Here is a 23232-nt window from a genome sequence, read left to right as displayed (position 1 = left end):
TGATGGCCCTATCGCCGGCAACGCCGGCTCCCACAAGGTTTCAGGGTGCATGCCATACCTGTGGGAGCCGGCGTTGCCGGCGATGAGGCCAGCCCAGACAACACAAGATCTACAGATGCCCACTACTACTGACAATCCGCAGCGACAACGCCTCATACGGGTCCAGGTTGATCAGCAACCGCCCATCCTCGTGCAGATCCCCTTCCAGTGTCTCGCCGAGCATGTCCACCACCGGCCCCGGGGTGAAGCCCTCCAGCACGATCTCCTCGGAGATCGCCTCGCTACCGAAATTGAGCGCAGTCAGTTGCGTACCCTTCCCCGCCGGCAGTTCATGGACCATCACCAGCAAGCCCGGGCTCTGCACCTCGGGCACCAGCACCTGGCGACTGGCGGCGATGCCATAGGCCTGCCGGACGGCGAGCACCTTCTTCACCTGGCTGGCGAACGAGTCGGGCCGCTGCAACTGGCTGGACAGGCTGCCGTACAACGAGCGGGCCCGGGGCAGGCCACGCAGCGAACTGTCGGCCTCCGGTGCCAGGTCGGCCAGGTCGTAGCCGCCGCGATGGATCCAGCGCGTGTCGCCATCGCCCATGCGCTCGGCCACCTGCTCCGCCGCCAGCGGCAACGCGCCGACCAGGTCCCAGCCGGACAGCGCCACCACCCCCGGCTGCATGGCGTTGTAGATCACCAGCAGCAGGTGGATCTTCTGGATCAGGGCCAGCTCCTCGGCGCTGATCTCGCCCAGGTCGCGGATCCCCAGCGCCGCCGTGATGATGCTGACCGTGGTGCAGGACACGCCATTGGTGACGAAGCGCAGGTTGTACGGCGCGTGCTCGCCGGACAGGCGTTCGTACATTTCCTCGCGGATATGCTCGCGCAGGATGCTGCCGGGGAAGGTCTGGCCCTTGTAGAGGAACATGTCGTTGGCGTGCAGGGTCCAGAAATGCACCAGCTCGATGGTCAGTTCGTCGTGGTTCTGCAAGGCGTGGATCAGCGACGCCGGGTCGATGCCGAAGCGCTGCATTTCGCCGAGCATCAGGCGCAGGAAGCTGGTATCGCCGGTGAGCAGCGCATGCTGGTAGGCCGGGCGGGTGACGAAGTCATAGGACAGGTCGGCCCCGCCCTTGGACATCTGGGCGATGTCGTCGAGGGTCAGGTTGAGCTCCTGGAAACTGAAGCCGCCGGCCTTGCGGATCATGCCGCCGATGATCTGGTTGCCGGTCAGGGACAGCGGGTGGCTTTCCGACCAGGCGCTGTCGTTGGCGCGGATCTCGACGCCGAGAAAACCGTTGGCATCCAGACGCAGGCCGCGCGCACCGAGGCAGTCGAAAGCATGCAGGGCGTCGCCGATGATCAGTTGCTGGGCGGCGAAGGTCGGGTCGAGCCAGTTCAGCGACGGCTGGCCCTCCTTGAAGTAATGCAGGTAGACCCAGCGCCGGGTCTTGCCGTCCACCCCCACCACCGGCGGCGTGGCACTCCAGTCGGTTTCCTTGACCCCGGGCTCGAAGAAGATCACCCGCTGCAACTGGCCGACGATGTACTGGCGCTGCTTGAGTTCATCGCACTGCGCCGGGCTGAGGTTGACGGCATCACGGCCGGCAGGCACCTCCGGCAACAGCGGCCAGTCCTCCTCGCGGATCTCGACCATGTGGTAGATGCCCGGATAGTGCTCGTGGGCCATCTCCGCCAGGCGGAAATCGGCGCCCTTGCCGGTGTGCGAGGGGATCAGGTCGTCGATGGTCACGGCATTGTGCGCGGCGGCCATGCGGCTCAGGTGCACCAGCTGTTGCTCGGTACCGTAGAGCGGGTCGATATCGAAGCTGATGCGGTCGAAGTTGCCGTCGACGCTGGGGGTGAATTCCCGGCCGCTGATGCCGCCCGAGCGCTTGATCGGCCCGGTGTGAATGCCCTGCACGCCCAGCTCCGACAGCCCCTTCCACAGGCTCTCGGCGCCCAGGGCGTCGAGCACCGAACTGTCCTCGGCGGCGATGATGGAATCGGGATAGACCGTCAGCCACACCGAAGCGATCTCGATGGCCCGCCGCGGACGGGCCTCGGCGTAGGGGTTCATCCACAGCCGGGACTGGCCGGCATAGCTCCGGGCCCGGTCCTGGGCCGCCTTGAGCATGGATTGCGCCACCAGCCAGTCTATGTAGTCGCCTTTTGCTGCGGTCATTGCCACCTCCTTGCAAGCAGGTCTCGGATCGAGTCGTTGCTAACTCTGACGGCAGGCTGTGGCAATCGTTCTGGAAATTACTGGCGCACTTACCCTGCCAGCCCGCGCAGGCGCAACGAACGCCGCCGCAGTACCTCGACCAGCACCAGCAGCAGGACCGAACCAAGAATCAGCAGGGTCGCTGCGGCGAGGATGGTCGGACTGATCTGCTCGCGCATGCCGGACCACATCTGCCGGGGAATGGTGCGCTGCTCCAGGCCGCCAAGAAACTGCACCACCACCGCTTCGTCGAACGAGGTCACCATGGCGAACAGCGCGCCGGAGATAATGCCCGGACGGATGATCGGCAAGGTGACGCGCCAGAATCCGTAGGCCGGCGACGCCCCGAGGCTGGCAGCGGCACGGCTCAGGGAATGATCGTAGCCGACCAGGGTGGCGGTGACGGTGATGATCACGAACGGCGTGCCCAGTACCGCATGGGCGAGTATCAGGCCCAGATGGTTCTGCGCCAGGCCAAGGCGGCTGTAGAAGAAGTACATGCCGGCCGAGGAAATGATCACCGGCACGATCATCGGCGAGATCAGCGTGCCCATCAGCAGAGCCTTGCACGGCAGGTTGGCGCGGCTCAGGCCGAGCGCCGCCAGGGTCCCCAGCAAGGTGGACAGCAACGTGGCGCCAACGGCAATCAGCAGGCTGTTGCGAAACGCCAGCAGCCACATCGGGTCGTCCAGCAGGGTCTGGTACCAGCGCAGGGAAAACGCCGCCGGATCCAGGCTGAGCATGCCACTGGTAAAGCTAAAGTATGGCTCGACGTTGAACGATAGCGGTATCACCACCAGCACCGGGAATACCAGGAACATCAGGACCAGGCTGGCCAGGCCACGCACGCTGTAGAACCAGGTGCGCCCCAAGGGGCCGGTATAGCTAGGAAGGCTCATGTCGATTACCCCAGTTTCAGGTTGCTGATGCCGACCACGCGGTCGTACAGCCAGTAGAGGAACAGCACGATCAGCAGCAACAGGCTGCCCAGTGCCGCGGCCAGGCCCCAGTTGAGCGAGGTCTGCATGTGGTAGGCGATGAAGTTGCTGATCATCTGCCCGGTACGCCCGCCCACTAAAGCAGGGGTGATGTAGTAGCCGATCGCGAGGATGAACACCAGGATGCCGCCGGCGCTCAGTCCCGGCAGCGACAGCGGGAAGTAGACGCGCAGGAAGGTGCGCAGCGAGCTGGCCCCCATCGAGTGGGCGGCGCGGATGTAGCTCTGGTCGATGCTCTTCATCACGCTGTACAGCGGCAGGACCATGAACGGCAGGAGGATGTGGGTCATGGCGATCACCGTGCCGGTCATGTTGAACATCAGGTCCAGCGGCTGGCTGAGCAGACCAAGCTTGAGCAGGGTCGCGTTGAGCACGCCGTTGGATTGCAGGATGACCATCCAGGCTGTGGTGCGTACCAGCAGCGAGGTCCAGAACGGCAGTAGCACCAGGATCATAAGGACGTTAGCGACGCGTGCCGGCAGGGTCGCAAGCATCCAGGCCAGCGGGTAGGCCAGGACCATGCACAGCAGGGTAATGCCCAGGGTGATACCCAGGGTCTTGGTCAGGACCTCGACGTAAAGCCTCCGCGACTCCGGCTGGCGGACCACTTCGCCATGCTCGTCGTATTGCAGATCAAGGGCAGCCAGGTAGTGAATCGCCGAATGCGTCGGGGCCATGGCCTTGAGCTGGCTCCAGGTATCCAGTTTCGTCCAGCGCGCATCGATGCGGCTCAGCTCGGAACGGTATCCGCCTGGAGGCGGCGGGGCCTTCGCCAGCTCACGGGCACTCTTGGCGAACAGGCTTTTCAGGCCACTGCGGACCCGGTTGAGGTCGGAACCGACCAGATCCAGCTGGCCGCTATCGACCAGACCGAGCATTTCCTCGCCGAGGCTGGCGTACAGGGCTTCGCCCGGTAGCTCTCGACCGTCCCAGGCCAGTAGCGCCTGGGCCGTGCGCGGCATCTGAGTGGAGAGGGTCGGATTCTCCACGCTACGCATCAGCATGCTGCCGATCGGCAACAGGAAAAACACCAGGATAAAAGCCAGCAACGGCAGGACCAGCAGCAACGAGCGGGTCTTGTTGATGCGTTCGGCGCGTGCCAGGCGGGCCTTCAGGCCCGGGGTGTCACCCGCCTCGCCAGGCAGGACGAGGCCTGGGTTTACAGGATATGAACGGCTCATGGGAAACTCCGGAATACGTCGGGAAGACTTGCTCACTCAGGCATTCAGGGCGCGGCAGTCATCGACCGCCCAACCGACCAGCAAGCGTTCCCCCGGCGCCGGGCAGGCCCGCCCGCTGGCGTTGGGCAGCTTGACGATGAAGTCATCATGGCCGGCGATTTCCAGGCGCAGACGCAAATGGTCGCCGTGGTAGATGACTTCCAGGATGCGTCCCGGCAGGCGGTTTTCCGCTTCCCACTGCCCGGGGTTGAGCAGGATCCGCTCGGGGCGGATCGACAGCACGGTCGCCGCGCCCTCCTCCGCGGTGTCCACCGCCAGCGCCTGGATCGAGTGCTCGCCGACGCGCACCGTGCAGTGCTCGCCCTGGCGCGCCTGCAACTGGCCCAACAAGCGATTGTTTTCGCCGATGAAACTGGCAACGAAGGCCGTCTGCGGCTTCTCGTAGAGATCCGCCGGGGTGGCCAGCTGCTGGACGATACCGTCGTTGAACACGGCGATACGGTCCGACATGGTCAGGGCTTCACTCTGGTCGTGGGTGACGTAGACCACGGTGATGCCCAGTTGCTTGGACAGACGCTTGATCTCGTACTGCATCTGCTCGCGCAACTGCTTGTCGAGGGCGCCCAGGGGTTCGTCCATCAACACCAGGCGCGGCTCGAAGATCAGCGCCCGGGCCAGGGCCACCCGCTGCTTCTGCCCACCCGACAACTGCGCCGGCATGCGCTTGCCCAGCCGGCCCATGGCAACCATGTCCAGCGCCCTGCCGACCTTATCCTGGATCTCGCTGCGGGACAGCCCACGCACTTTCAGGGGGAAGGCCAGGTTCTCCTCCAGGGTCATATGGGGGAACAGCGCATAATTCTGGAACACCATACCGATCCCACGCTTCTGCGGGGCGATATCGTTCACCGGCTTGCGCTCGATGCAGATCTGTCCGTGGGTGACGGTTTCGAAGCCTGCCAGCATCATCAGGCAGGTGGTCTTGCCCGACCCGGACGGGCCGAGCATGGTGACGAACTCGCCCTGTTCGATCTCCAGGTTGAAGTTCTTCACGACGAGGGACTCCCCGTCGTAGCTCTTTTGCACATTGCGGAAGCTGACGAACGCCTGCGATTCCATGGAAGCACCTGTTTCTTGTTGTTGTGTCAGGACGGGCAGCGCCACGCACTGCCCCGGGAATGATCAGCGCGCCAGCCAGGCGTTGAAACGCTCGTTGAGCTCGTCGGCGTGGTCGCCCCACCAGAGCGAATCCACCTGCAGCGCAGTGGCGAAGTTCTGCGGGCTGGTCGGCAGGTCGGCCTGTACGTCAGGACTGACCATCTTCTGCGCCGAGTAGCGGGTCGGGCCGTAGGGGATGTAGTTGGACTGGTCGGCCAGCACCGTGGTTTGCGTGGCGAAGCGCAGGAAATCGAAAGCCTGCGCCTTGCGCGGATTGCCTGCGGGCAGCACCCAGGCCTCCATATCGTAGACCTGGCCGTCCCAGACGATCCTGAACGGCTGGTTTTCCTTGCGGCTGGCCAGCACGATGCGCCCGCTGTAGGCCGAGGCCATGCTCACCTGCCCGTCGGCCAGCAGTTGCGGCGGTTGGGCCCCGGCTTCCCACCAGATGACCTGGTCCTTGATGGTGTCGAGCTTGTGCAGGGCACGTTCGATGCCCTCCTCGGTCTCCAGGGTGCTGTACACCTCTTCCCGCGGCACGCCATCAGCCATCAGCGCCCACTCCAGATTGACCTGCGGCGCCTTGCGCAGGGAGCGCTTGCCGGGGAAGCGCTTGAGGTCGAAGAAGTCCTTGAGGGTGCTCGGCTGTTCGCCCTTGAAGGCCTTGGTGTTATAGGCGACCACAGTGGACCAGACGTAACTGGCGACCCCGCAGTCGCTCAAGGCGCCGGGAATGAAGTCCTCCTCGGCCGGAGTGCCGTCCGGAGCCGGGGCCAGGGTTTTCGGATCGATGCGTTCCAACAGGCCGGTCGAGCAGGCGCGGTGAACATTGAGCAGTTCGGCGTCGACCACATCCCAGGTGACCTGCTTGCCGTCGACCTGGGTCTTGATCGGCGCGATCCCCCCGGAATAGTCCTCCGACACCACGTCGATCCCGGTGGCCTTGGTGAATGGCTTGTGCGCCGACTCGACCTGTGCGGCAGACAGACTGCCGCCGTAGGAGACGACCGTGATTTTCTCCGCGGCAAAAGCCGAGGCGCAAAGAGATCCGGCCAACAACAGCAAGGTTGCTCGCTTCATGAAGATGTACCCCTATTATTCTGTTCGATGGAGTTTCTGAATCGGTTGCGAAGACTATGTGGTGACGGGCGCTTGCGCTGACCGTTGACGTACTGTCGAAAAAATCGGCCGGGGGCGAAAGCAATAAAAAAAGGGGGAAAGCCCCTATAAAACTTATGACCGAAAAGCCGGATGCGTGCCCTGCAGCACAAACGAAAAAAGCGGATTGCCCTTTTCGGCAATCCGCACGCAAAGCCTCGTGCAATCAGGCGATAGCGCGGTTTTCCACGATGCTCGCCGACGGCGAAAATTCACTGCCCAGCTCGATCAGGTGCGCCGGAATATCCCCGTAATCCTCCCTCATCCACTTGAACAGCCCGTACATTTTCACCCCAAGCACCAGCACGAACGGAATCGCCGCACAGGTGACCACGGTCTTGAGCGTGTGCAAGGGCGCGTTGATATACAGCATCGCCAGGGGGATGGCCGCCAGCATCAGGCACCAGAACAGCTTGAGGCCCGGCGCCGGGTCTTCACCCTCCTGCAGGTTGCGCGTACTGGTGGCCGCCACCGAGAAAGCCACCGCATCCAGGTGCGAGGCGAGAAACACCAGCATCAGCAGGAAATACACCACTGCCAGCACCTTGCCGAACGGCAGGCTGAGCAGCAGCATCGACACCACCGCCTCGCCACCGCTGCCATCGAGCAACGCCGGGGCGTCTATCACCCCGCTGATGAACTGGTGCATGGCAAAGCTCTGCAGGCTGCCGAAGAACAGCCAGCAGCCGGCGCAGCCGCCCAGCACCATGGCGACCACCACCTCCCTGATCCGCCGCCCGCGGGAAACCCGGGTGACGAACAGCGCCACGCCGGGGGTATAGGTGATCCAGTAAAGCCAGTAGAACACCGTCCAGCCGCGGGCGAACTCGCCACTGCCGGCCGGGTCGGTGGCCAGGCTCATGTGCACGAAGTTCTGCAGCATCAGGCCCAGGCCATTGGCGATGTTGTTCAGGGTGAATTCGGTAGGGCCGAGCAGCAGCACCACCAGGGCGAACACCAGGGTCAGCCCGCAGGCGGCATGGGCCAGGCGCTGCATGCCATGGCCGATGCCGATCCACGAGCTCAGGGAAAACACCAGGGTGACCAGGATCACCAGGGTCGCCTTGAGCACGAAGCCGTCACTCAGGCCGAACAGCATCGACAGGCCCTTGGCGACCGTGGCCGAGGACAGGGTGATGGTCAGCACCAGACCGCCAAAGGTGGAAATCAGGAAGATCAGGTCGATCAGCCGCCCGGCCGGCCCGGTGGACTTCAAGCCGGTGATCGCCTCCACCGCCGAGGACAGGCGCAGGCCGGGGTTGCGGCGCACGTGGAAGTGATAGGCCATGGCCAGCGAGGCGATGCCGTAGATCGCCCAGGGCGTGATGCCCCAGTGGAAGAAGGCGTAAGCGCTGCTGTACTCCAGGGCCTGCTTGCTGCGCGGCAGCACCTCCAGGCCTGGCGTGACGTAGTAGTAGGCCCATTCCATGAACGCCCAGTACATGGTCGCCGAACCCAGCCCGGCACAGATGAACATGAACACCCAACTGAGGTTGCCGTACTGCGGCCTGCCCTCGCCCAGGCGGATATGACCGTACTTGCTGCAGGCGATCCAGGCAATCAGCAGCACGCACAGGAAGCCGACCATCTGCACCAGCGCGCCGAACAGCCGGGTGGTGGCGTCGAAGGCCTGTTCGGCCAACGCCACCGAGCGCTCCGGAAACAGGGTCAGCCCGGTGACGCTGGCGGCGATGACCAGGATGCTGATGATGATCAGGGGCATATCCACCCTGCCCTGCACTGGAGTGGAACTTGAGCGTTTGAAATCGGGCATCACAACCTTTCCATTGTTCTTGTTGGTTGAAACCGGTGACGCAAAGCGCACCCGGCGGCAACATCGTGGCAGGCCGCCGCCGGGTGCAGAGGGTTACTTCAGGGTCGGCATGGAGAACTCGACGCCCTCGCGCACACCCGACGACGGCCAGCGCTGGGTCACGGTCTTGCGCCGGGTGTAGAAGCGCACCGCGTCCGGGCCATAGGCATGCAGGTCACCGAACAGCGAGCGCTTCCAGCCACCGAAGCTGTGATAGGCCACCGGCACCGGCAGCGGCACGTTGATACCGACCATGCCGACCTTGATCCGCTCGGAGAAGAAGCGCGCCGCCTCGCCATCGCGGGTGAAGATGCAAGTGCCGTTGCCGTACTCGTGGGCATCGATCAGGGCCATGGCCTGCTGCATACTGTCGACCCGGACCACCTGGAGCACCGGGCCGAAGATTTCTTCCCGGTAGCTGAGCATGTCCGGGGTGACCCGGTCGATCAGAGTGCCACCAACGAAGAAGCCATTCTCGTAGCCCTCCACCCGCACCTGGCGACCATCCACCACCACCGTGGCGCCATCGGCCTCGGCGCTGTCGATGTAGCCCACCACCTTCTGCTGATGCTGACGGGTGATCACCGGTCCGAAATCGTTGCTGCTGTCGCTGTAGGCACCGACCTTGAGCCCGGCCATCGCCGCCTGCATTTTCTCGACCAGGGCATCGGCCGCCGCATCGCCCACCGCGACCGCCACCGACAGGGCCATGCAGCGCTCGCCGGAGGAGCCGAAGGCGGCGCCGAGCAGCTGGTTGACGGCATTGTCGATATCCGCGTCGGGCATCACGATGGCATGGTTCTTCGCCCCGCCGAGGGCTTGGCAACGCTTGCCATGGGCGGTGGCGGTGGAATAGATGTATTCGGCGATCGGCGTAGAACCGACGAAGCTCACCGCCTGGATCCGCGGGTCGCGCAGCAGCACGTCGACCGCTTCCTTGTCGCCGTTGACCACGTTGATCACGCCCTTGGGCAGGCCGGCCTCTTCCAGCAACTGGGCAATGAACAGGGTCGAGCTGGGGTCGCGCTCGGACGGCTTGAGCACGAAGCAGTTACCCGCAGCGATGGCCATCGGCACCATCCACAGCGGCACCATCACCGGGAAGTTGAACGGGGTGATCCCGGCGACCACACCCAGCGGCTGGAACTCGCTCCAGGAGTCGATGCCGGGACCGGCGTTCTTGCTGTGTTCGCCCTTGAGCAGCTCGGGGATGCCACAGGCGTATTCGACGTTCTCGATGCCGCGCTGCAGCTCACCTGCCGCATCGTGGCTGATCTTGCCGTGCTCTTCGCCGATCAGCCGGCAGATTTCCGCGCTGTGCTGTTCGAGCAGTTCCTTGAAACGGAACATCACCCGCGCGCGCTTGATCGGCGGGGTGTCGCGCCAGGCCGGGAAAGCAGCCTCGGCCGCGGCGATGGCGGCCTCGACAGTGGCGACCGAGGCCAGGGCGACCTGGCGGCTGGCGGCGCCGGTGGCCGGGTTGAAGACATCCTGGGTGCGCTTGCCTTCGGTGACGATCTGGCCGTCGATCAGGTGGCCTACTGTGTTCATGGGGTACTCCTCGTGTGCGAAATAAGGGGGGAATTACCAAAGGCTGCGATACAGCTCGACCATCTCGGCCTCGCTGGGAACCCGCGGGTTGTTGCCCGGCGAGCCGGAGGCCAGGGCCTGGCTGGCCATGGTCGGCATCAGTTGGAAGAACTGCTGGCGGTCGACACCGAAACGCGCCAGGGTCGGCACCTGCAATTCCTCGTTGAGCGCTTCCAGCTCGGCCAGCAGCTTTTCCACGGCGACATCGTCGAGGTCCGCGGCACTGGCGACACCCATGGCCCGCGCGCACTCGGCGTAGCGGTCACGGGCTGCGGGAATCGAGAACGCGGTGACCGCCGGCAGCAACATGGCGTTGGACAGGCCGTGGGGCACATGGAAGAACGCACCGATGGGCCGGCTCATGCCGTGCACCAGGGCCACCGAGGCGGCGGAGAACGCCAACCCGGCCAGGGTCGAACCGAGCATCACCGCCTCCCGTGCCTGGCGGTCGTCGCCCTGGTGATAGGCGCGGCGCAGGTTCGGCCCGATCAGGCGCATCGCCGCCAGCGCCTGGGCATCGCTGAACGGGTTGGCCTTGCGGCTGACATAGGCCTCGATGGCATGGGTCAGGGCATCGATGCCGGTATCGGCGGTGACCCGTGGCGGCAGCGACAGGGTCAGCTCGAAGTCGACCAGGGCCGCCACCGGCATGAAGCCGGCGCCGACGCAGAGCATTTTCTCGTCGCTCTGCTCGTCGGTGATGATGGTGAAGCGGGTGACTTCCGAGCCAGTACCGGCGGTAGTCGGCACGGCGATGATCGGCAGGCCGGCTTCGTTCACCTGGCGCGGGAACTTGTAATCGCGCATCGCCCCGCCATGACGGGCGAGGATGCCGATGGCCTTGGCGCTGTCGATGGGACTGCCGCCGCCGAGGGCGATGATGCTGTCGTAGCCGCCGTCCCGGGCACAGGCCACGCCGGCCTGGATCGAAGCGACGGTGGGCTCGGGCACGGTGTCGGAGAAGATATCGGCCTGCAGGTCATGGGCCGCCAGGACCTCGCGGATACGCCCGGCGTAGCCCAGTTCGACCATCATCAGGTCGGTGATGATCAACGGCCGTGCGCAACCCAGCGCGGCCAGCACCTGGGGCAGTTGCTGGCTGGCGCCGGCACCGGTTTGCAGGAAGCGTGGAAGGATGCTCGAGTAAGTCATGCAGCACTCTCTTTTTCGAGGCATGCGCGGGCCCGCAAGCGGGCCGGCAGCTCGTGTTCTGGTGAAAGGGTTCGAGGATGCCGGTCAGCCCGGCAGGTAGGCGTCGCTCCAGCGCTCGCCGATGGCGCCGCTGTGCATCAGGGCGTCGATGCGCTCATCGCTGTAGCCATGGCGCTGCAGCACCTTGCGGGTCGAAGCGCCGAACTTCTCTGCTGGCGGCAAGGCCCGGATCCGCGCGACACGGGGACGGATCGCATAGGGGTCGAGCTGGGTGATGCAATGGCCGCTGGGGTGGTCGCGGTAGATGCTGAACGAGTAGCTGCCATTGTCGGTGCCGGGCAGGCCATCGGCAGCCCGGCTATGGGCCTGGCGCAGGCTGTCGATGTTGTCCGGTACGGCCGCGGCGACGTTCGCCGCCTGCAAGCGCTGTTGCAGCACGCTGCCGCTCATGCGGCCGATGGCGGCGGCGAGGAACGCGGCACGGTCTGCGGCCTGCTCCACCCCGGCCAGTTCGGCGATGCTGCGCAGGCGTGGCAGGTCAGCCTCGTCGGCATCCAGGTAGATCCAGCCGTCGGCGGTGCGATAGAAACGCGACAGATCGCTGTAGCCCATGGCCTCGCGCCCGGACGGTTCGTCGAAAGGACCGCGCCCGGCGTAGTCGTAGCAGAACGGAATCTGCACCAGGTTGCCCAGCGCCGCCAACGAGGTGCGCGCCCGGTACGCCTGGCCGCTGTGGTGTTTCTGGTACAGCGCGGTGGCGACCCCCAGCGCGGCGGCGAAACCGCACATCACATCGATGGTGCCGACATGCGCGTGCTCTTCCGGGGTCTGCATGCCGCCGCCGAAGCGCAGCATGATGCCGGTGGTGGCCTGGATCAGGTCGTCGTAGCCCAGGTAATCGGTGCGCGGGCCACGGCGTGGGCCGCCAAAGCAGTCGAGCTGACAGAAGATCACCCCGGGGTTGACCGCCTGCAGGCTGGCTTCGTCCAGGCCCAGCGGCGCCAGTTGCCGGTCGGGGGCGTTCATCACGATCACGTCGACGCTGCGCACCAGGCGGTTGAACACCTCGCGGCCGTCGTCGCGGTTGAGATCGACCAGGATGCTTTCCTTGCCCCGCGCCGACGACAGGCCGAAGACCACGGTGTTCCACGGGTCGTAGTTGGGCTTGACCGGGTCGAGCTTGACCACCTCGGCACCGAAGCGGCCGAGGAAGGAGGCCGAATGCGGGCCGGCGATCACGTTGGTCAGGTCCAGTACCTTGACCCCGTCCAGCCAGCCGGCCGGGGCCTCCAGGCGGGGTGCCGGCAGCTTCGGTGCCGGCCGCTCGGCCAGACTGGCCAGGGCTTCGTCGAAGCTCACGTCGCGCCTTGATACCGGCTTGAGCATGGCTTCGGCACAGCCTTCGAGCCAGGCAACCGGGCCGGCTTGCTTCATCCGCCCGTATTCGCGGTCATCGACCTCGATCACCAGGCCGGCGCTATTGGCATGCTCGTCGTGCAGCCACTCCTGGGTGGAACGGTGCGCCGCGCCGGGGAAGCGCCCCTCGCCGAAAATCACTTCCCACTCCGCAGCGGTGCGGGTGAGGAACACCTCCTTCATCCGCGCCGAGATACGTGCGGCCCAGTCGGCCGGCAGCGGGTAGACGCCCAGCGAGGCGTTGCCTTCCCATTGTGCGATCGGCAGGTACGGGTCCTCGACCTTGGGCAGGCCGGCGGCAAGCATTTCCTCATACAACCCCATGGCCTGCAGGCAGCGCTTGGCGTGCGAACGGTGCGACGGGCAGACCGCATAGAACTTGCGCCCGTCGGCGCATTCGTAGGTGCGGTAGAAGGGATCGAGAAACTCCTGAAGGTCTTCGTAGCTGAGGTTCATCGGCAGGTTTTGCGCCTTGCGCCGCTCGCTTTCCTTCTCGCGCAGAGTCTTGTAGCGCAGCGGATAACCATCAATCTGGATCGAGTTGTAAGACAGCCCTTCCATCACTGCTGCCGCCAGCGGCACTTCGATCTGGTCGCCGACGCCGTGTTTTTCCCGCGCCTGCAGCGCCAGCACCACGGAGGACACCGCCAGCATGGTGCCGTAGGCGGAGGCCAGCGGCAGCGGCGAGAAGCTCGGGTTGATGCCCATCAGCACACGGTTCTGGCCCATGTCGGTGAAGACTCCGGAGGCCGACGCGATGATTGCCTCGGTGGCCCGCCACTCGTGGCGCAGCTCGTCGTTGCTGGCAAAGCCTGGGATCGACAGGGTGATCAGCTCCGGCCGGCTGCGGCGCAGTTCGGCGAAATCCAGGCCAAGACGGGGCATCACCCCCGGACGGAAGTTCTCGATCACGATGTCGGCCTGGGCGATCAATTCGCGGGCCTGATGCAGCCCCTCGGCGCTTTTCAGGTCGAGGTGCAAGCACAGTTTGTTGCGGTTCAGGGTGGCGTTGGCCGGGCTGTCCCACAACGGGCCGGTGGGCGGATCGATATGCACGACCGTGGCCCCCAGGTCCGCGAGGATCATCGCCACTGCCGGGCCGGCGATGTACTGCCCGAAGTCGATTACATTGACGCCCTGCAGGGGAAGTTGCTTGGTGTGTTCCATACGGAAACCCTAGGTAGCGCCGGGGCGGTTGCAGCAACCGCCCGGGTCTTATTGTTGTTGTCGAGGCTTGGCGATCGGTGTGCGATCTGGCGCTACTTTCAGAAAAATGCGCCATTGGCGAAAGCAATAAAAAATGGCCCTGAGGGGCCATTTTTCTTATGGGCGACGGAGACAGCTTATGGCCCGTAGTCGTCGGGGTTGCCCGACCAGGTGCGGTCGCGAAACGCGATGGCGGCCTGGCACAGCCAGTCGGCAAAGGCCGCAGCATCGGGATTGACCCGGCTGTGCGGGGCGTAGACCAGATAGAACGCCTCCTGGGTGGCGATCGCACTCCCCAGCGGGGCGACCAGGCGACCGCTGTCGAGCAGATGTGCGACCAGCGAGGAACGGGCCAGGGCCACACCTTGCCCCTGCTCGGCAACTTCCAGTGCGGAAATCAGCGTATCGAACTGCAATCCCCGGGAGGAATCGACCCGTTCCGCGCCATTTTTCTTCAACCAGTAACCCCAACCCTCCTCGTAGCCCAGCACATGCAACAACTCGTGGCGGGCCAGGTCCTGGGGGCGTTGCAGCGGTCGCTCGGCACTGGCCAGATGAGGCGCACAGACCGGTACCAGGGTGTCCCAGGTCAGGCGCTCGGATTTCATGCCAGGCCAGCGACCCTGGCCGTAGCGGATCTCCAGGTCGGCGTCGGACTCGGAGTCGTCGACCCAGATGTTGCTGGCGATACGCAGGCTGATCTGGGGGTGCAAAAGGCGAAACTCAGGCAGCCGCGAGGCAATCCAGTGGGTGAAGAACACCAGGCTGCTGCGGATCACCAGTGTGCTGCGATGGCCCTGGCCGAAGATCTCGTCGGTAGCTGCGGCCAGGCGCTCCACCGACTCGCGCACCACCGGAAAGTACGACATGCCCGCCTCGGTCAGTTCCAGCCCGCGCGGCAAGCGCTTGAACAGAGCCACTCCGAGCTGCGATTCGAGAGCCTTGAGCTGCTGGCTGATGGCGGCCTGGGTCAGGCTGAGCTCCTGGGCCGCGTGGGTAAAGTTCAGCAGCCGGGCCGAAGCCTCGAAGGCCCTGAGCCAGTTCAACGGGGGAAGGCGTTTTTTCATGATCCGGCCACCTGAGCGCACCTGGGGTTGACTTTAAAAACGATCAGTCTAATTTAATCGGCATGACTTCCGCCAAGCCCCTCGTCCGCAGAGGACGCCCGCCCAAGGTCCCCCGGGACCACAGTGAAACCCATGAACTCCTGCTTCGTTGCGGCATGGAGATCTTTACCGAGCAGGGTTTCGCCGCCACCGGTATCGACAGCGTGCTCAAGCGCGTACAGGTGCCCAAGGGCTCGTTCTATCACTACTTCGCCAGCAAGGAGGCGTTCGGCCAGGCGGTATTGGAACGCTATGCCGGGTACTTCGCGCGCAAGCTCGATCGCTGTTTTCTCGATGAGCAGGCCACGCCCCTGCAACGACTGGTCAATTTCGTCGAAGAAGCCAAGGCCGGCATGGCCAGGTATCACTTCCGCCGCGGCTGCCTGGTGGGCAATCTCGGCCAGGAAGTGCTGGTACTGCCCGAGAGTTTCCGCGCGCAGCTCGACAGCGTGCTGCGCGACTGGGAGCAGCGCCTGCGGATCTGCCTGGAGGCGGCGCTCGCCGCCGGGGAAATCCCCCGCGACAGCGACTGCCCTGCCCTCGCCGCGTATTTCTGGATCGGCTGGGAAGGCGCGGTGTTGCGCGCGCGCCTGGTCCAGGGCGTGCAGCCGCTGGACATTTTCATTCAGGGTTTTCTCGCCGGCATCCGTCGATGACCGCGCGGGCCCATTTAAAGACGATCGGTCTAAACAGGAGCCGAAGCATGTTCAACGCACTGCTGGTAGAGAAACAACCCGACTACGCCACCCGCCTGGCCGAACTGGACGATGAGCGCCTGCCCGAGGGCAATGTCACGGTCCGGGTCGCCTGTAGCACCCTGAACTTCAAGGACGCCCTGGCCATCACCGGCCAGAGCCCGGTGGTGCGGCAGTTTCCCCTGGTGCCGGGGATCGACCTGGCGGGAACGGTGGAGCACAGCTCGCACCCGCGCTACAAGGCTGGCGACCGCGTGCTGCTCAATGGCTGGGGCGTCGGCGAGAACCACTGGGGTGGTCTGGCGCAGAAGGCCCGTCTCGATGGCGACTGGCTGATCCCGCACCCCTCGGCCTTCAGTGAACGCCAGAGCATGGCCATCGGTACCGCAGGCTACACCGCCATGCTCTGCCTGATGGCCCTGGAGCGCCACGGCCTCAGCCCGAACGACGGGCCGGTTCTGGTGACCGGTGCCAGCGGTGGTGTCGGCAGTTTCGCCATCAGCCTGCTGGCCGGGCGTGGCTACTCGGTGATTGCCGCCACCGGCAAGGCCAACGAGGCGGACTACCTGAAGCGCCTGGGCGCCGACAGCATCATCGACCGCGCCGAACTGTCCGAGCCCGGTCGCCCGCTAGCCAAGGAACGCTGGGCGGCAGCCATCGATTCGGTCGGCAGCCATACCCTGGCCAATGTCTGCGCCGCGACCCGCGCCGAGGGCGCCGTCGCGGCCTGCGGCCTGGCGCAGGGGATGGACCTGCCGGCCACGGTGGCGCCGTTCATCCTGCGCGGGGTCAGCCTGCTCGGGATCAACAGCGTGACCCAGCCCTACGCGCGGCGGGTCGAGGCCTGGGAACGGCTGACCAGCAGCGTCAGCCCGCAGCACCTGGAACTGATCACCGAAGAAATCGGCCTGGGGGATGCCATCGAGGCGGCGGCGCGGCTGCTGCGCGGCGAAGTGCGTGGCCGCCTGGTGGTGGATGTGAACCGCTGAGTCGAGCGGATTAGCAGACGGCCGCCAACCGATCCAGCCCGGCCCGCAGGTCGCGCTTGAGGTCCTCCATGTCCTCCAGGCCGATCTGCAAGCGCAGCGCCAAGCCGTCCGGGTCCCAGCGGGTCGCGGTGCGGTAGCTGGTGCAGTCGAACGGAATGATCAGGCTCTCGAAACCGCCCCAGGAATAGCCCATGCCGAAGATCGCCAGGTTATCCAGCATGTGGGCGAGGTTCTGCTTGCTGTAGCCGGGCTTGAGGATCACCGAGAACAGCCCGGTGGAGCCGGTGAAGTCGCGCTTCCAGATCGCATGCCCCGGACAGTCCGGGAAGGCCGGATGCAGGACCGTGGCGACCTCCGGCTGCGCAGCCATCCAGCGGGCCATCTCCAGCCCGCGACGCTGGGCCTCCTCCAGGCGCAGGTGCAGGGTGCGCAGGCCACGCAGGGCCAGGAAGCAGTCTTCCGCGCCCGGCAGCATGGCCATGGAATCGTAGGTCTTGCGCAGTTCCGGCCAGGTTTCGGCGTTGGCCGTGACCAGTCCCATCAGCAGGTCGGAATGGCCGCCGAGGTACTTGGTGCCCGCCTCCACCGCCAGGTCGCAGCCATGCTCGTGGGCGCGGAAGAACACCGGGGTGGCCCAGGTGTTGTCGAGGATGGTCTTGATGCCCCTGGGTTTCGCCACGGCGGTAATGGCCGGGACGTCCTGCACTTCGAAGGTCTGCGAGCCGGGGGATTCGAGGAAGATGGTCGAGGTGTTGGGCTTGAGCAGTTCGACGATACCGGCCCCGACCAGGGGATCGTAGTAGCTCACCTCGACGCCGAATTTCTTCACCAGGTTCTCGCACAGCCTGCGGGTCGGCTGGTAGGTCGAATCGGGCATCAGCAGGTGGTCGCCACTTTTCAGCGTAGTGAACAGCGCCAGGGCCAACGCACCAAGGCCTGACGGCGACATCACCGTGCCCGCCGCCCCGGACAGCTCGCTCCAGGCGTTTTCCAGCGCCTCGATGGTCGGCGTGCCCTTGGTCCCGTAGGTGTAGCGGCCACGGTTCGCCTCAAGGTCGGCCATGGTCTTGAACACCACCGTGGAGCCGCGGAACACCGGCATGTTGACGAAGCCGTGCTGCATGTCGTGGTCGCGACCCAGGCGGGTCAGTTGGGTAGCCAGGGAGAATGCTTTGTTCGAATCGGTCATCGCGAACCCGTTGCGGTGGGTGAAGGCAGGCACACAGCCTATGCCGCGTGCCGGCCGATCACAACCCGGCCCGCCGTGGCGCTTTACCAAATGGCGATGTCGTAGGTGAGGTACAGCCTGTTGCTGTCACGGCCACGGGCGAAGTCCGAACGGTAGACATAGTTGCGCGCCTTGATCCCCAGGCCCTTGAGCGGGCCGGATTGCAGCACGTAGGCCAGCTCCATGTCGCGCTCCCATTCGCTGCGGCTGGCCGCGCCGGAATGGTCGTTGTCGCCGTTGAGGTAGCGGGTCATGAAGGTCAGGCCGGGGATGCCGGCGCTGGCGAAGTTGTAGGCGTAGCTGAGCATCCAGGTCTTTTCGTCTTCCTCGATGAACTTGCCGATGCCGACGTTGCTGAAGGAGTACACGGTCGCGCCGCTGATATAGGGCAGCCCGGCATCCCCCCTGAGCACCTGGTAGCCGCCGCCGACGGTGTGCCCGGAATGGCTGTAGGCAAGCTGGCCGCTGAGCATGTCGTTATCGATGGTGCCGCCATGCGCCGCGCCGGCATCCTGGCTCTTGAAGTAGCGCAGGTCGCTGCTCAGCACGCCGCCGGCCAGCGCCAGGTCGTGCTGGATGCCGGCGAAATCCTGGCGGTAGAAGTTCTCCAGTTCACCGTGGAAGTAGCTCACGCGCAGTTGCTTGCTGAAGGCGTACTCGGCCCCGGCGTAACTGAAATCACCCGATGCGCCGCCGCTGTAGCCATCGAGGAACAGGCCGACGCTGTCGGACGAGTCGCGCTGCTTGAAGCGGTCGAGATGACCGGCGCTGAGGGTCAGGCCGGCGATGTCCTTGCTCACCAGTTCCGAGCCCTGGTAGGTCTGCGGCAGCAGACGGGCGTCGTTGTAGACCAGCAAGGGGTTCTTCGGCAGCAGGGTGCCGTGCTTGATCACCGTGTCGCCGAGGCGCGCCTTGAAGGTCATCCCGGCGCTGGCGAACTCGTCCGCCGCCCGTCCGTCGTCATGCACCGGCAGCAGGCCGGTGCCGCTGCGGCCCTTGCCCGAGTCAAGCTTGACGCCGACCAGGCCCAGGGCATCGACGCCAAAGCCGAGGGTGCCCTGGGTAAAGCCGGACTGGTAATCGAGCAGGAAACCCTGGACCCATTCAACCCGCTCGCTTTTTGCGGTGGCCGCCGCACGGGCGCTCAGGCCCTGCTCGTCGCGGAAGTTTTCGTTGAAGTAGACGTTGCGCAGTTGCAGCTTGAGCTTGCTGTCTTCGATGAAGCCTGCGGCGCCGACACCGGGCAGGTAGCAAAAACACAGGGCGCAGGCGGCCCCACGACTCAGGGTACGGGTCATGATGGGAGACTCTTTTATTGTTGTTGGGAGATCAGACGAAGAACGAAATCGCGCCGGTCAGCAGGGCCAGGGCAGTGATTACCAGGGAGGTCAGCACCGCCCACTTCACCGTGGCTCTCTGGAAGTCGCCGATATCGCGGTCGACCATGCCTACCAGCAGCAGGGTCGAGGCCACCAGCGGGCTCATCAGGTGCACCGGCTGGCCGAGCACCGAAGCGCGGGCGATTTCCACCGGGTCGATGCCGTAGGCCGCGGCGGCATTGGCCAGGATCGGTACCACGCCGAAGTAGTAGGCATCGTTGGACAGCACGAAGGTCAGCGGCATGCTGGTCAGCGCCACCACCAGCGGGAACCAATGGCCCCAGGACTCGGGAATCCAGGCGACCAGGGTCTGCGCCAGGGCATCGACCATCTTGGTGCCGGAGAAGATCCCGGCGAAGATCCCGGCAGCGAACACCAGCAAGACCACGGTCATGGCATTGCCGGAGTGGGCGAGGATCCGCTCTTTCTGCAGCTCGATCTGCGGGTAGTTGATCATCAGCGCGGCGACGAAGCCGATCATGAACAGGATCGCCGCATGCATCAGGCCCATCACCAGCGCCACCATCACCGCGATCACCAGCACCAGGTTGACGTAGGCCAGGCGCGGACGCTTGTGCGGGGTGTCTTCGAGGATCGCCTTGATGTAGCAATTGCCGCCGCCGGACTCCAGCTTGATATTGCCGATGCGCTTGCGCTCGGTGCGGCCCAGCAGGAACGCGGTGAACACCACCCAGGCCGCGCCGCCGATCATGGTCGGCAGGATCGGGATGAAGTATTCGGTGGCATCCAGGCCCAGTGCGGCGATGGCCCGGGTGGCCGGGCCGCCCCAGGGGCTGAGGCCGCTCATGATGCTCAGCGAAAGCATGGAGATGGTCGCCAGGATCATCGGGTTCATGCCGATGCGCTTGTACAGCGGCAGCATCGCCGCGCAGGTGATCATGTAGGTGGTGGTGCCGTCGCCGTCGAGGGCCACCAGCAGCGAGAGCAAGGCGGTGCCGATGGCGATCTTCACCGGGTCGCCGTTGACCCGTTTGAGGATCTTGCGGATCAGCGGATCGAACAGCCCGGCATCGATCATCAGGCCGAAGAACAGGATGGCGAAGAGCAGCAAGGCGGCGGACGGCGCGACCATCTTCAGGCCGTCGAGCATCATCTTGCCGAGGTCCGGGGCGAAGCCGCCGATCACGGCGAAGACGATGGGCACGACGGTCAGGGCGACGATCGGCGACAGGCGTTTACTCATGATCAGGTAGGTGAAGGTCACCACCATGATCAAACCCAGCAATGCGAGCATAGGATTCACTCTTGTTTTTATAGTGGGCGGCTACCGCCAGGCAGCCGGGGTCCCCACCCGGCAGTATGGCGCCGGGCGAAGGCTTCGGGTTGTGGGACGTGGAACGGGATGGATCAGTGGTGACGCGGGGCTTGCCCGGGGTTCCAGGAGGCGGCGATCTCGCCTGGCTCGACAGTCGGCTGACACTTGCCTTCGTCGAGTGCGCGCAGCAGCGTCTCCCGGTCGCAGGCCTTCTCGGACAGCGAGATAACCACCGTCGCCACCGCGTTGCTGGCCAGGCTGGTCAGCGCACGCGCCTCCGACATGAAGCGGTCGATACCGATCAGCAAGGCCAGGCCGGCCAGCGGGATGTCGTGGATCACGGTCAGAGTCGAGGCCAGGGCGACGAAGCCGCTGCCAGTCACCCCCGCCGCGCCCTTGGACGACAGCAGCATGATCGCCAGCATGGTCAGGGTCTGGCCGAGGCTCAGGTCGATATTGCAGGCCTGGGCGATGAAGATCGCCGCCAGCGACAGGTAGATCGCCGTGCCGTCGAGGTTGAACGAGTAGCCGGTGGGCAGCACCAGCCCGACCACGCCCTTCTTGCAGCCGAGGCCTTCAAGTTTCTCGATCATCCGTGGCAGTACCGGCTCGGTGGACGAGGTGCCAAGTACCACGAGGAACTCCTCGCGGAAGTAGCGCAGCAGCTTCCACAGACTGAAGCCGTGCATCCGGCACAGCGCGCCGAGCACCACCAGGACGAAGAAGGCGCAGGCGATGTACAGGGTCATCACCAGCTTGGCCAGCGAGCCCAGCGAAGTTATGCCGTACTGCCCGACAGTGAAAGCCAGGGCGCCGAAGGCACCGACCGGGGCGAAGCGCATCAGGTAGCCGAAGATGCGGAACACCATCTGCGACAGCGCTTCCAGCACGTCCAGCACCGGCCGGCCACGCTCGCCCATGGCCGACAGGGCAAAGCCACAGAGCACGGCGATGAACAGCACCGGCAGCACCTCGCCCTTGTTGAAGGCGCCGACGAAGGTGTCGGGGATGATGTGCATGAAGAAGTCCACCACGCCCAATTTGGCCGCCGACTCGGTGTACTGGCTGAGGCCGGCCATGCTGAGGCTGGCCGGGTCGATGTTCATGCCCACGCCGGGCTTGAACAGGTGTACCGCCGCCAGGCCGATGCCCAGGCTGATCAGCGTCAGCACCAGGAACAGCAGCAGGGTCTTGCTCATCAGCCGGCCCAACGAGCTTTTATCGGTCATCCCGGCGATGCCGGTGACGATGGTGCAGAACACCACCGGGGCGATCATCATCTTGATCAGCTTGATGAAGGCATCACCCAGCGGCTTCAGGGCGATGGCCTGCTGCGCCCAGAAGTGGCCGACCAGTACGCCGAGCAGGACGGCGCAGAGAATCTGGAAGTACAGCGATTTAGCGAGTTTCATGAGGCATCACCCAATTCTTGAAGTTGTGCGGATGTGCTGTGGTGACGGTGCTTGCAGTATCAGCCAGCGAGCCGTCGCGGGGTTGGCGCGTAGACGAATCCGGAGAACAGCCGACGGGCGGTGCGCACCACCGACGCCTGCAGGGTCTGGCCGTCGGCGCCGCTGCGCGACAGGGCGATATCGATACCGCCGCCCGGATGCTCCAGGCGTACCTGGCTCAGTTCGGCCGCTGCCTCGCCAAGCATGTCCATAGCTACCGTGCCGGGGCTGACGCAGGCAGTCGCCAGGCCAATGGCACCGGTGATCGCCAGCGCCCGGTGGCAGTTGTGCGGCATGAAATAACGCACCTGCAAGGTACCGTCGTAGCGCGGCGGCGAGATCAGTACCGGCTTGGGGATGACCATGCTGCTTACGTCACCCAGTCCCATCGCCCGCCCCGCCTTGAGCCGCAGCGCTTCCAGGCGCGCGAGCAATTCGCTGTCGGCATCCAGCTGCGCCGGGGTTTCCGCGCCGCTGAGGCCAAACTGGGCGGCATCGACGATCATCATCGGCATGGCCATGTCGATGCAGGTCACCGGCACACCATCGATCAGGTCGCTGGCCTGGCCGGTGGGAAACAGTTTGCCGGTCTTGCTGCCGACCGCATCGAGGAAGGTCAGATGGATCGGCGCCGCCGTGCCAGGGACGCCGTCGATGGCGGTACGGCCTTCGTAGCGGACGATGCCGCCCGGGGTTTCCACCCGCGAATCGACGAAGGTGTTGGTATTGAGGTTGCGGATGCGCACCAGGGTATGCCCGTCCTGGCCCTTGACCAGGCCCTGCTCGATGGCGAACGGGCCGACCGCACAGAGCATGTTGCCGCAGTTCGGCGCGGTATCGACCCGGCGCTGGGCGACCATCACCTGGACGAACAGGTAGTCGACATCGGCATCGGCGTGCAGCGACGGGCTGACGATCGCCACCTTGCTGGTCTGCGGGCTGCCGCCGCCGATTCCGTCGATTTCCAGCTCGTGACCCGATCCCATGATGTTGAGCAGCACTTCATCGCGCTCGACCACGTTCGATGGCAGATCCCAGGCATGGAAGATCGGCCCCTTGGAGGTACCGCCGCGCATGAGCACACAGGGAATTCGTTGCATGACTACTGACTCTCGCTGATCAATCGGCATAATTGATGTTGTTGAAGCAAGAGTGACAGGCGCGGATAAATCAATCCAATGCAAAGATCGTCCGCATTATTGCGTTTCAAGCATCAATAAA

The 23232-nt window shown here is 65.0% G+C and carries 17 protein-coding genes; 2 read left to right on the top strand and 15 right to left on the bottom strand.

Translation table 11 applies throughout. The annotated features are described in order from the left end of the window. Positions 1-109: 109 nt before the first annotated feature. From treS to gcvA, 10 genes are all read right to left on the bottom strand, one after another. Entirely contained in the window at positions 110-2176 is a 2067-nt protein-coding gene (gene treS, locus ACODSK_RS16665; RefSeq protein ID WP_489017648.1) for a maltose alpha-D-glucosyltransferase, read from the bottom strand. 89 nt (positions 2177-2265) lie between these two features. Further along, positions 2266-3114: an ABC transporter permease gene (locus ACODSK_RS16660; RefSeq protein ID WP_489017646.1), complete on the bottom strand. Its 849-nt coding sequence runs from the start codon at positions 3112-3114 to the stop codon at positions 2266-2268. Between the two features lie 5 nt (positions 3115-3119). Next, entirely contained in the window at positions 3120-4394 is a 1275-nt protein-coding gene (locus tag ACODSK_RS16655; RefSeq protein WP_489017644.1) for an ABC transporter permease, read from the bottom strand. 36 nt (positions 4395-4430) lie between these two features. Beyond that, positions 4431-5513 carry an ABC transporter ATP-binding protein gene (locus tag ACODSK_RS16650; protein WP_489017642.1) on the bottom strand — a complete coding sequence of 361 codons (1083 nt, stop codon included), beginning with the start codon at positions 5511-5513 and terminating at the stop codon, positions 4431-4433. Between the two features lie 63 nt (positions 5514-5576). Further along, positions 5577-6632, bottom strand: a complete 1056-nt coding sequence (locus ACODSK_RS16645; RefSeq protein ID WP_489017641.1) for an ABC transporter substrate-binding protein — start codon at positions 6630-6632, stop codon at positions 5577-5579. A 244-nt stretch (positions 6633-6876) separates the two neighbouring features. Next, the gene (locus ACODSK_RS16640; RefSeq protein WP_489017639.1) at positions 6877-8484 is read right to left on the bottom strand and encodes a BCCT family transporter; all 1608 of its coding nucleotides are present in this window, start codon (positions 8482-8484) and stop codon (positions 6877-6879) included. A gap of 93 nt (positions 8485-8577) precedes the next feature. Next, positions 8578-10074, bottom strand: coding sequence for a CoA-acylating methylmalonate-semialdehyde dehydrogenase (locus ACODSK_RS16635; RefSeq protein WP_489017637.1), 1497 nt, complete (start codon positions 10072-10074; stop codon positions 8578-8580). 33 nt (positions 10075-10107) lie between these two features. After that, positions 10108-11265, bottom strand: a complete 1158-nt coding sequence (locus tag ACODSK_RS16630) for an iron-containing alcohol dehydrogenase (RefSeq protein ID WP_489017635.1) — start codon at positions 11263-11265, stop codon at positions 10108-10110. A gap of 84 nt (positions 11266-11349) precedes the next feature. Then, positions 11350-13848: a CoA transferase gene (locus tag ACODSK_RS16625; RefSeq protein WP_489017633.1), complete on the bottom strand. Its 2499-nt coding sequence runs from the start codon at positions 13846-13848 to the stop codon at positions 11350-11352. Positions 13849-14024: 176 nt separating this feature from the next. Beyond that, the gene (gcvA, locus tag ACODSK_RS16620; RefSeq protein ID WP_489017674.1) at positions 14025-14957 is read right to left on the bottom strand and encodes a transcriptional regulator GcvA; all 933 of its coding nucleotides are present in this window, start codon (positions 14955-14957) and stop codon (positions 14025-14027) included. A gap of 59 nt (positions 14958-15016) precedes the next feature. Here gcvA and acuR point away from each other — a divergent pair, with 59 nt between their 5' ends. Both acuR and acuI read left to right on the top strand, forming a co-directional pair. Further along, positions 15017-15649 carry an acrylate utilization transcriptional regulator AcuR gene (acuR, locus tag ACODSK_RS16615; RefSeq protein WP_489017632.1) on the top strand — a complete coding sequence of 211 codons (633 nt, stop codon included), beginning with the start codon at positions 15017-15019 and terminating at the stop codon, positions 15647-15649. Between the two features lie 47 nt (positions 15650-15696). Then, positions 15697-16677: an acrylyl-CoA reductase (NADPH) gene (gene acuI, locus ACODSK_RS16610; protein WP_489017630.1), complete on the top strand. Its 981-nt coding sequence runs from the start codon at positions 15697-15699 to the stop codon at positions 16675-16677. A gap of 10 nt (positions 16678-16687) precedes the next feature. Here the strand turns inward: acuI and metC are convergent, their stop codons facing one another. The 5 genes from metC to ACODSK_RS16585 form a co-directional block, all read right to left on the bottom strand. Beyond that, positions 16688-17866: a cystathionine beta-lyase gene (gene metC / locus ACODSK_RS16605; protein WP_489017628.1), complete on the bottom strand. Its 1179-nt coding sequence runs from the start codon at positions 17864-17866 to the stop codon at positions 16688-16690. A gap of 83 nt (positions 17867-17949) precedes the next feature. Continuing rightward, the gene (locus tag ACODSK_RS16600; protein ID WP_489017626.1) at positions 17950-19203 is read right to left on the bottom strand and encodes an OprD family porin; all 1254 of its coding nucleotides are present in this window, start codon (positions 19201-19203) and stop codon (positions 17950-17952) included. A 31-nt stretch (positions 19204-19234) separates the two neighbouring features. Further along, positions 19235-20539 (bottom strand): CitMHS family transporter, encoded by a 1305-nt coding sequence (locus tag ACODSK_RS16595; protein ID WP_489017624.1) that lies wholly within the window; start codon positions 20537-20539, stop codon positions 19235-19237. A 113-nt stretch (positions 20540-20652) separates the two neighbouring features. Beyond that, positions 20653-21972 (bottom strand): C4-dicarboxylate transporter DctA, encoded by a 1320-nt coding sequence (dctA, locus tag ACODSK_RS16590; protein WP_489017622.1) that lies wholly within the window; start codon positions 21970-21972, stop codon positions 20653-20655. A gap of 59 nt (positions 21973-22031) precedes the next feature. Continuing rightward, positions 22032-23111, bottom strand: a complete 1080-nt coding sequence (locus ACODSK_RS16585; protein ID WP_489017620.1) for a 4-oxalomesaconate tautomerase — start codon at positions 23109-23111, stop codon at positions 22032-22034. Positions 23112-23232 lie beyond the last annotated feature (121 nt).

The organism is Pseudomonas sp. FG98 (assembly GCF_057808595.1).
The sequence above is the reverse complement of the archived record's forward strand: the minus strand, read 5'-3'. Positions and strand labels throughout refer to the sequence as shown.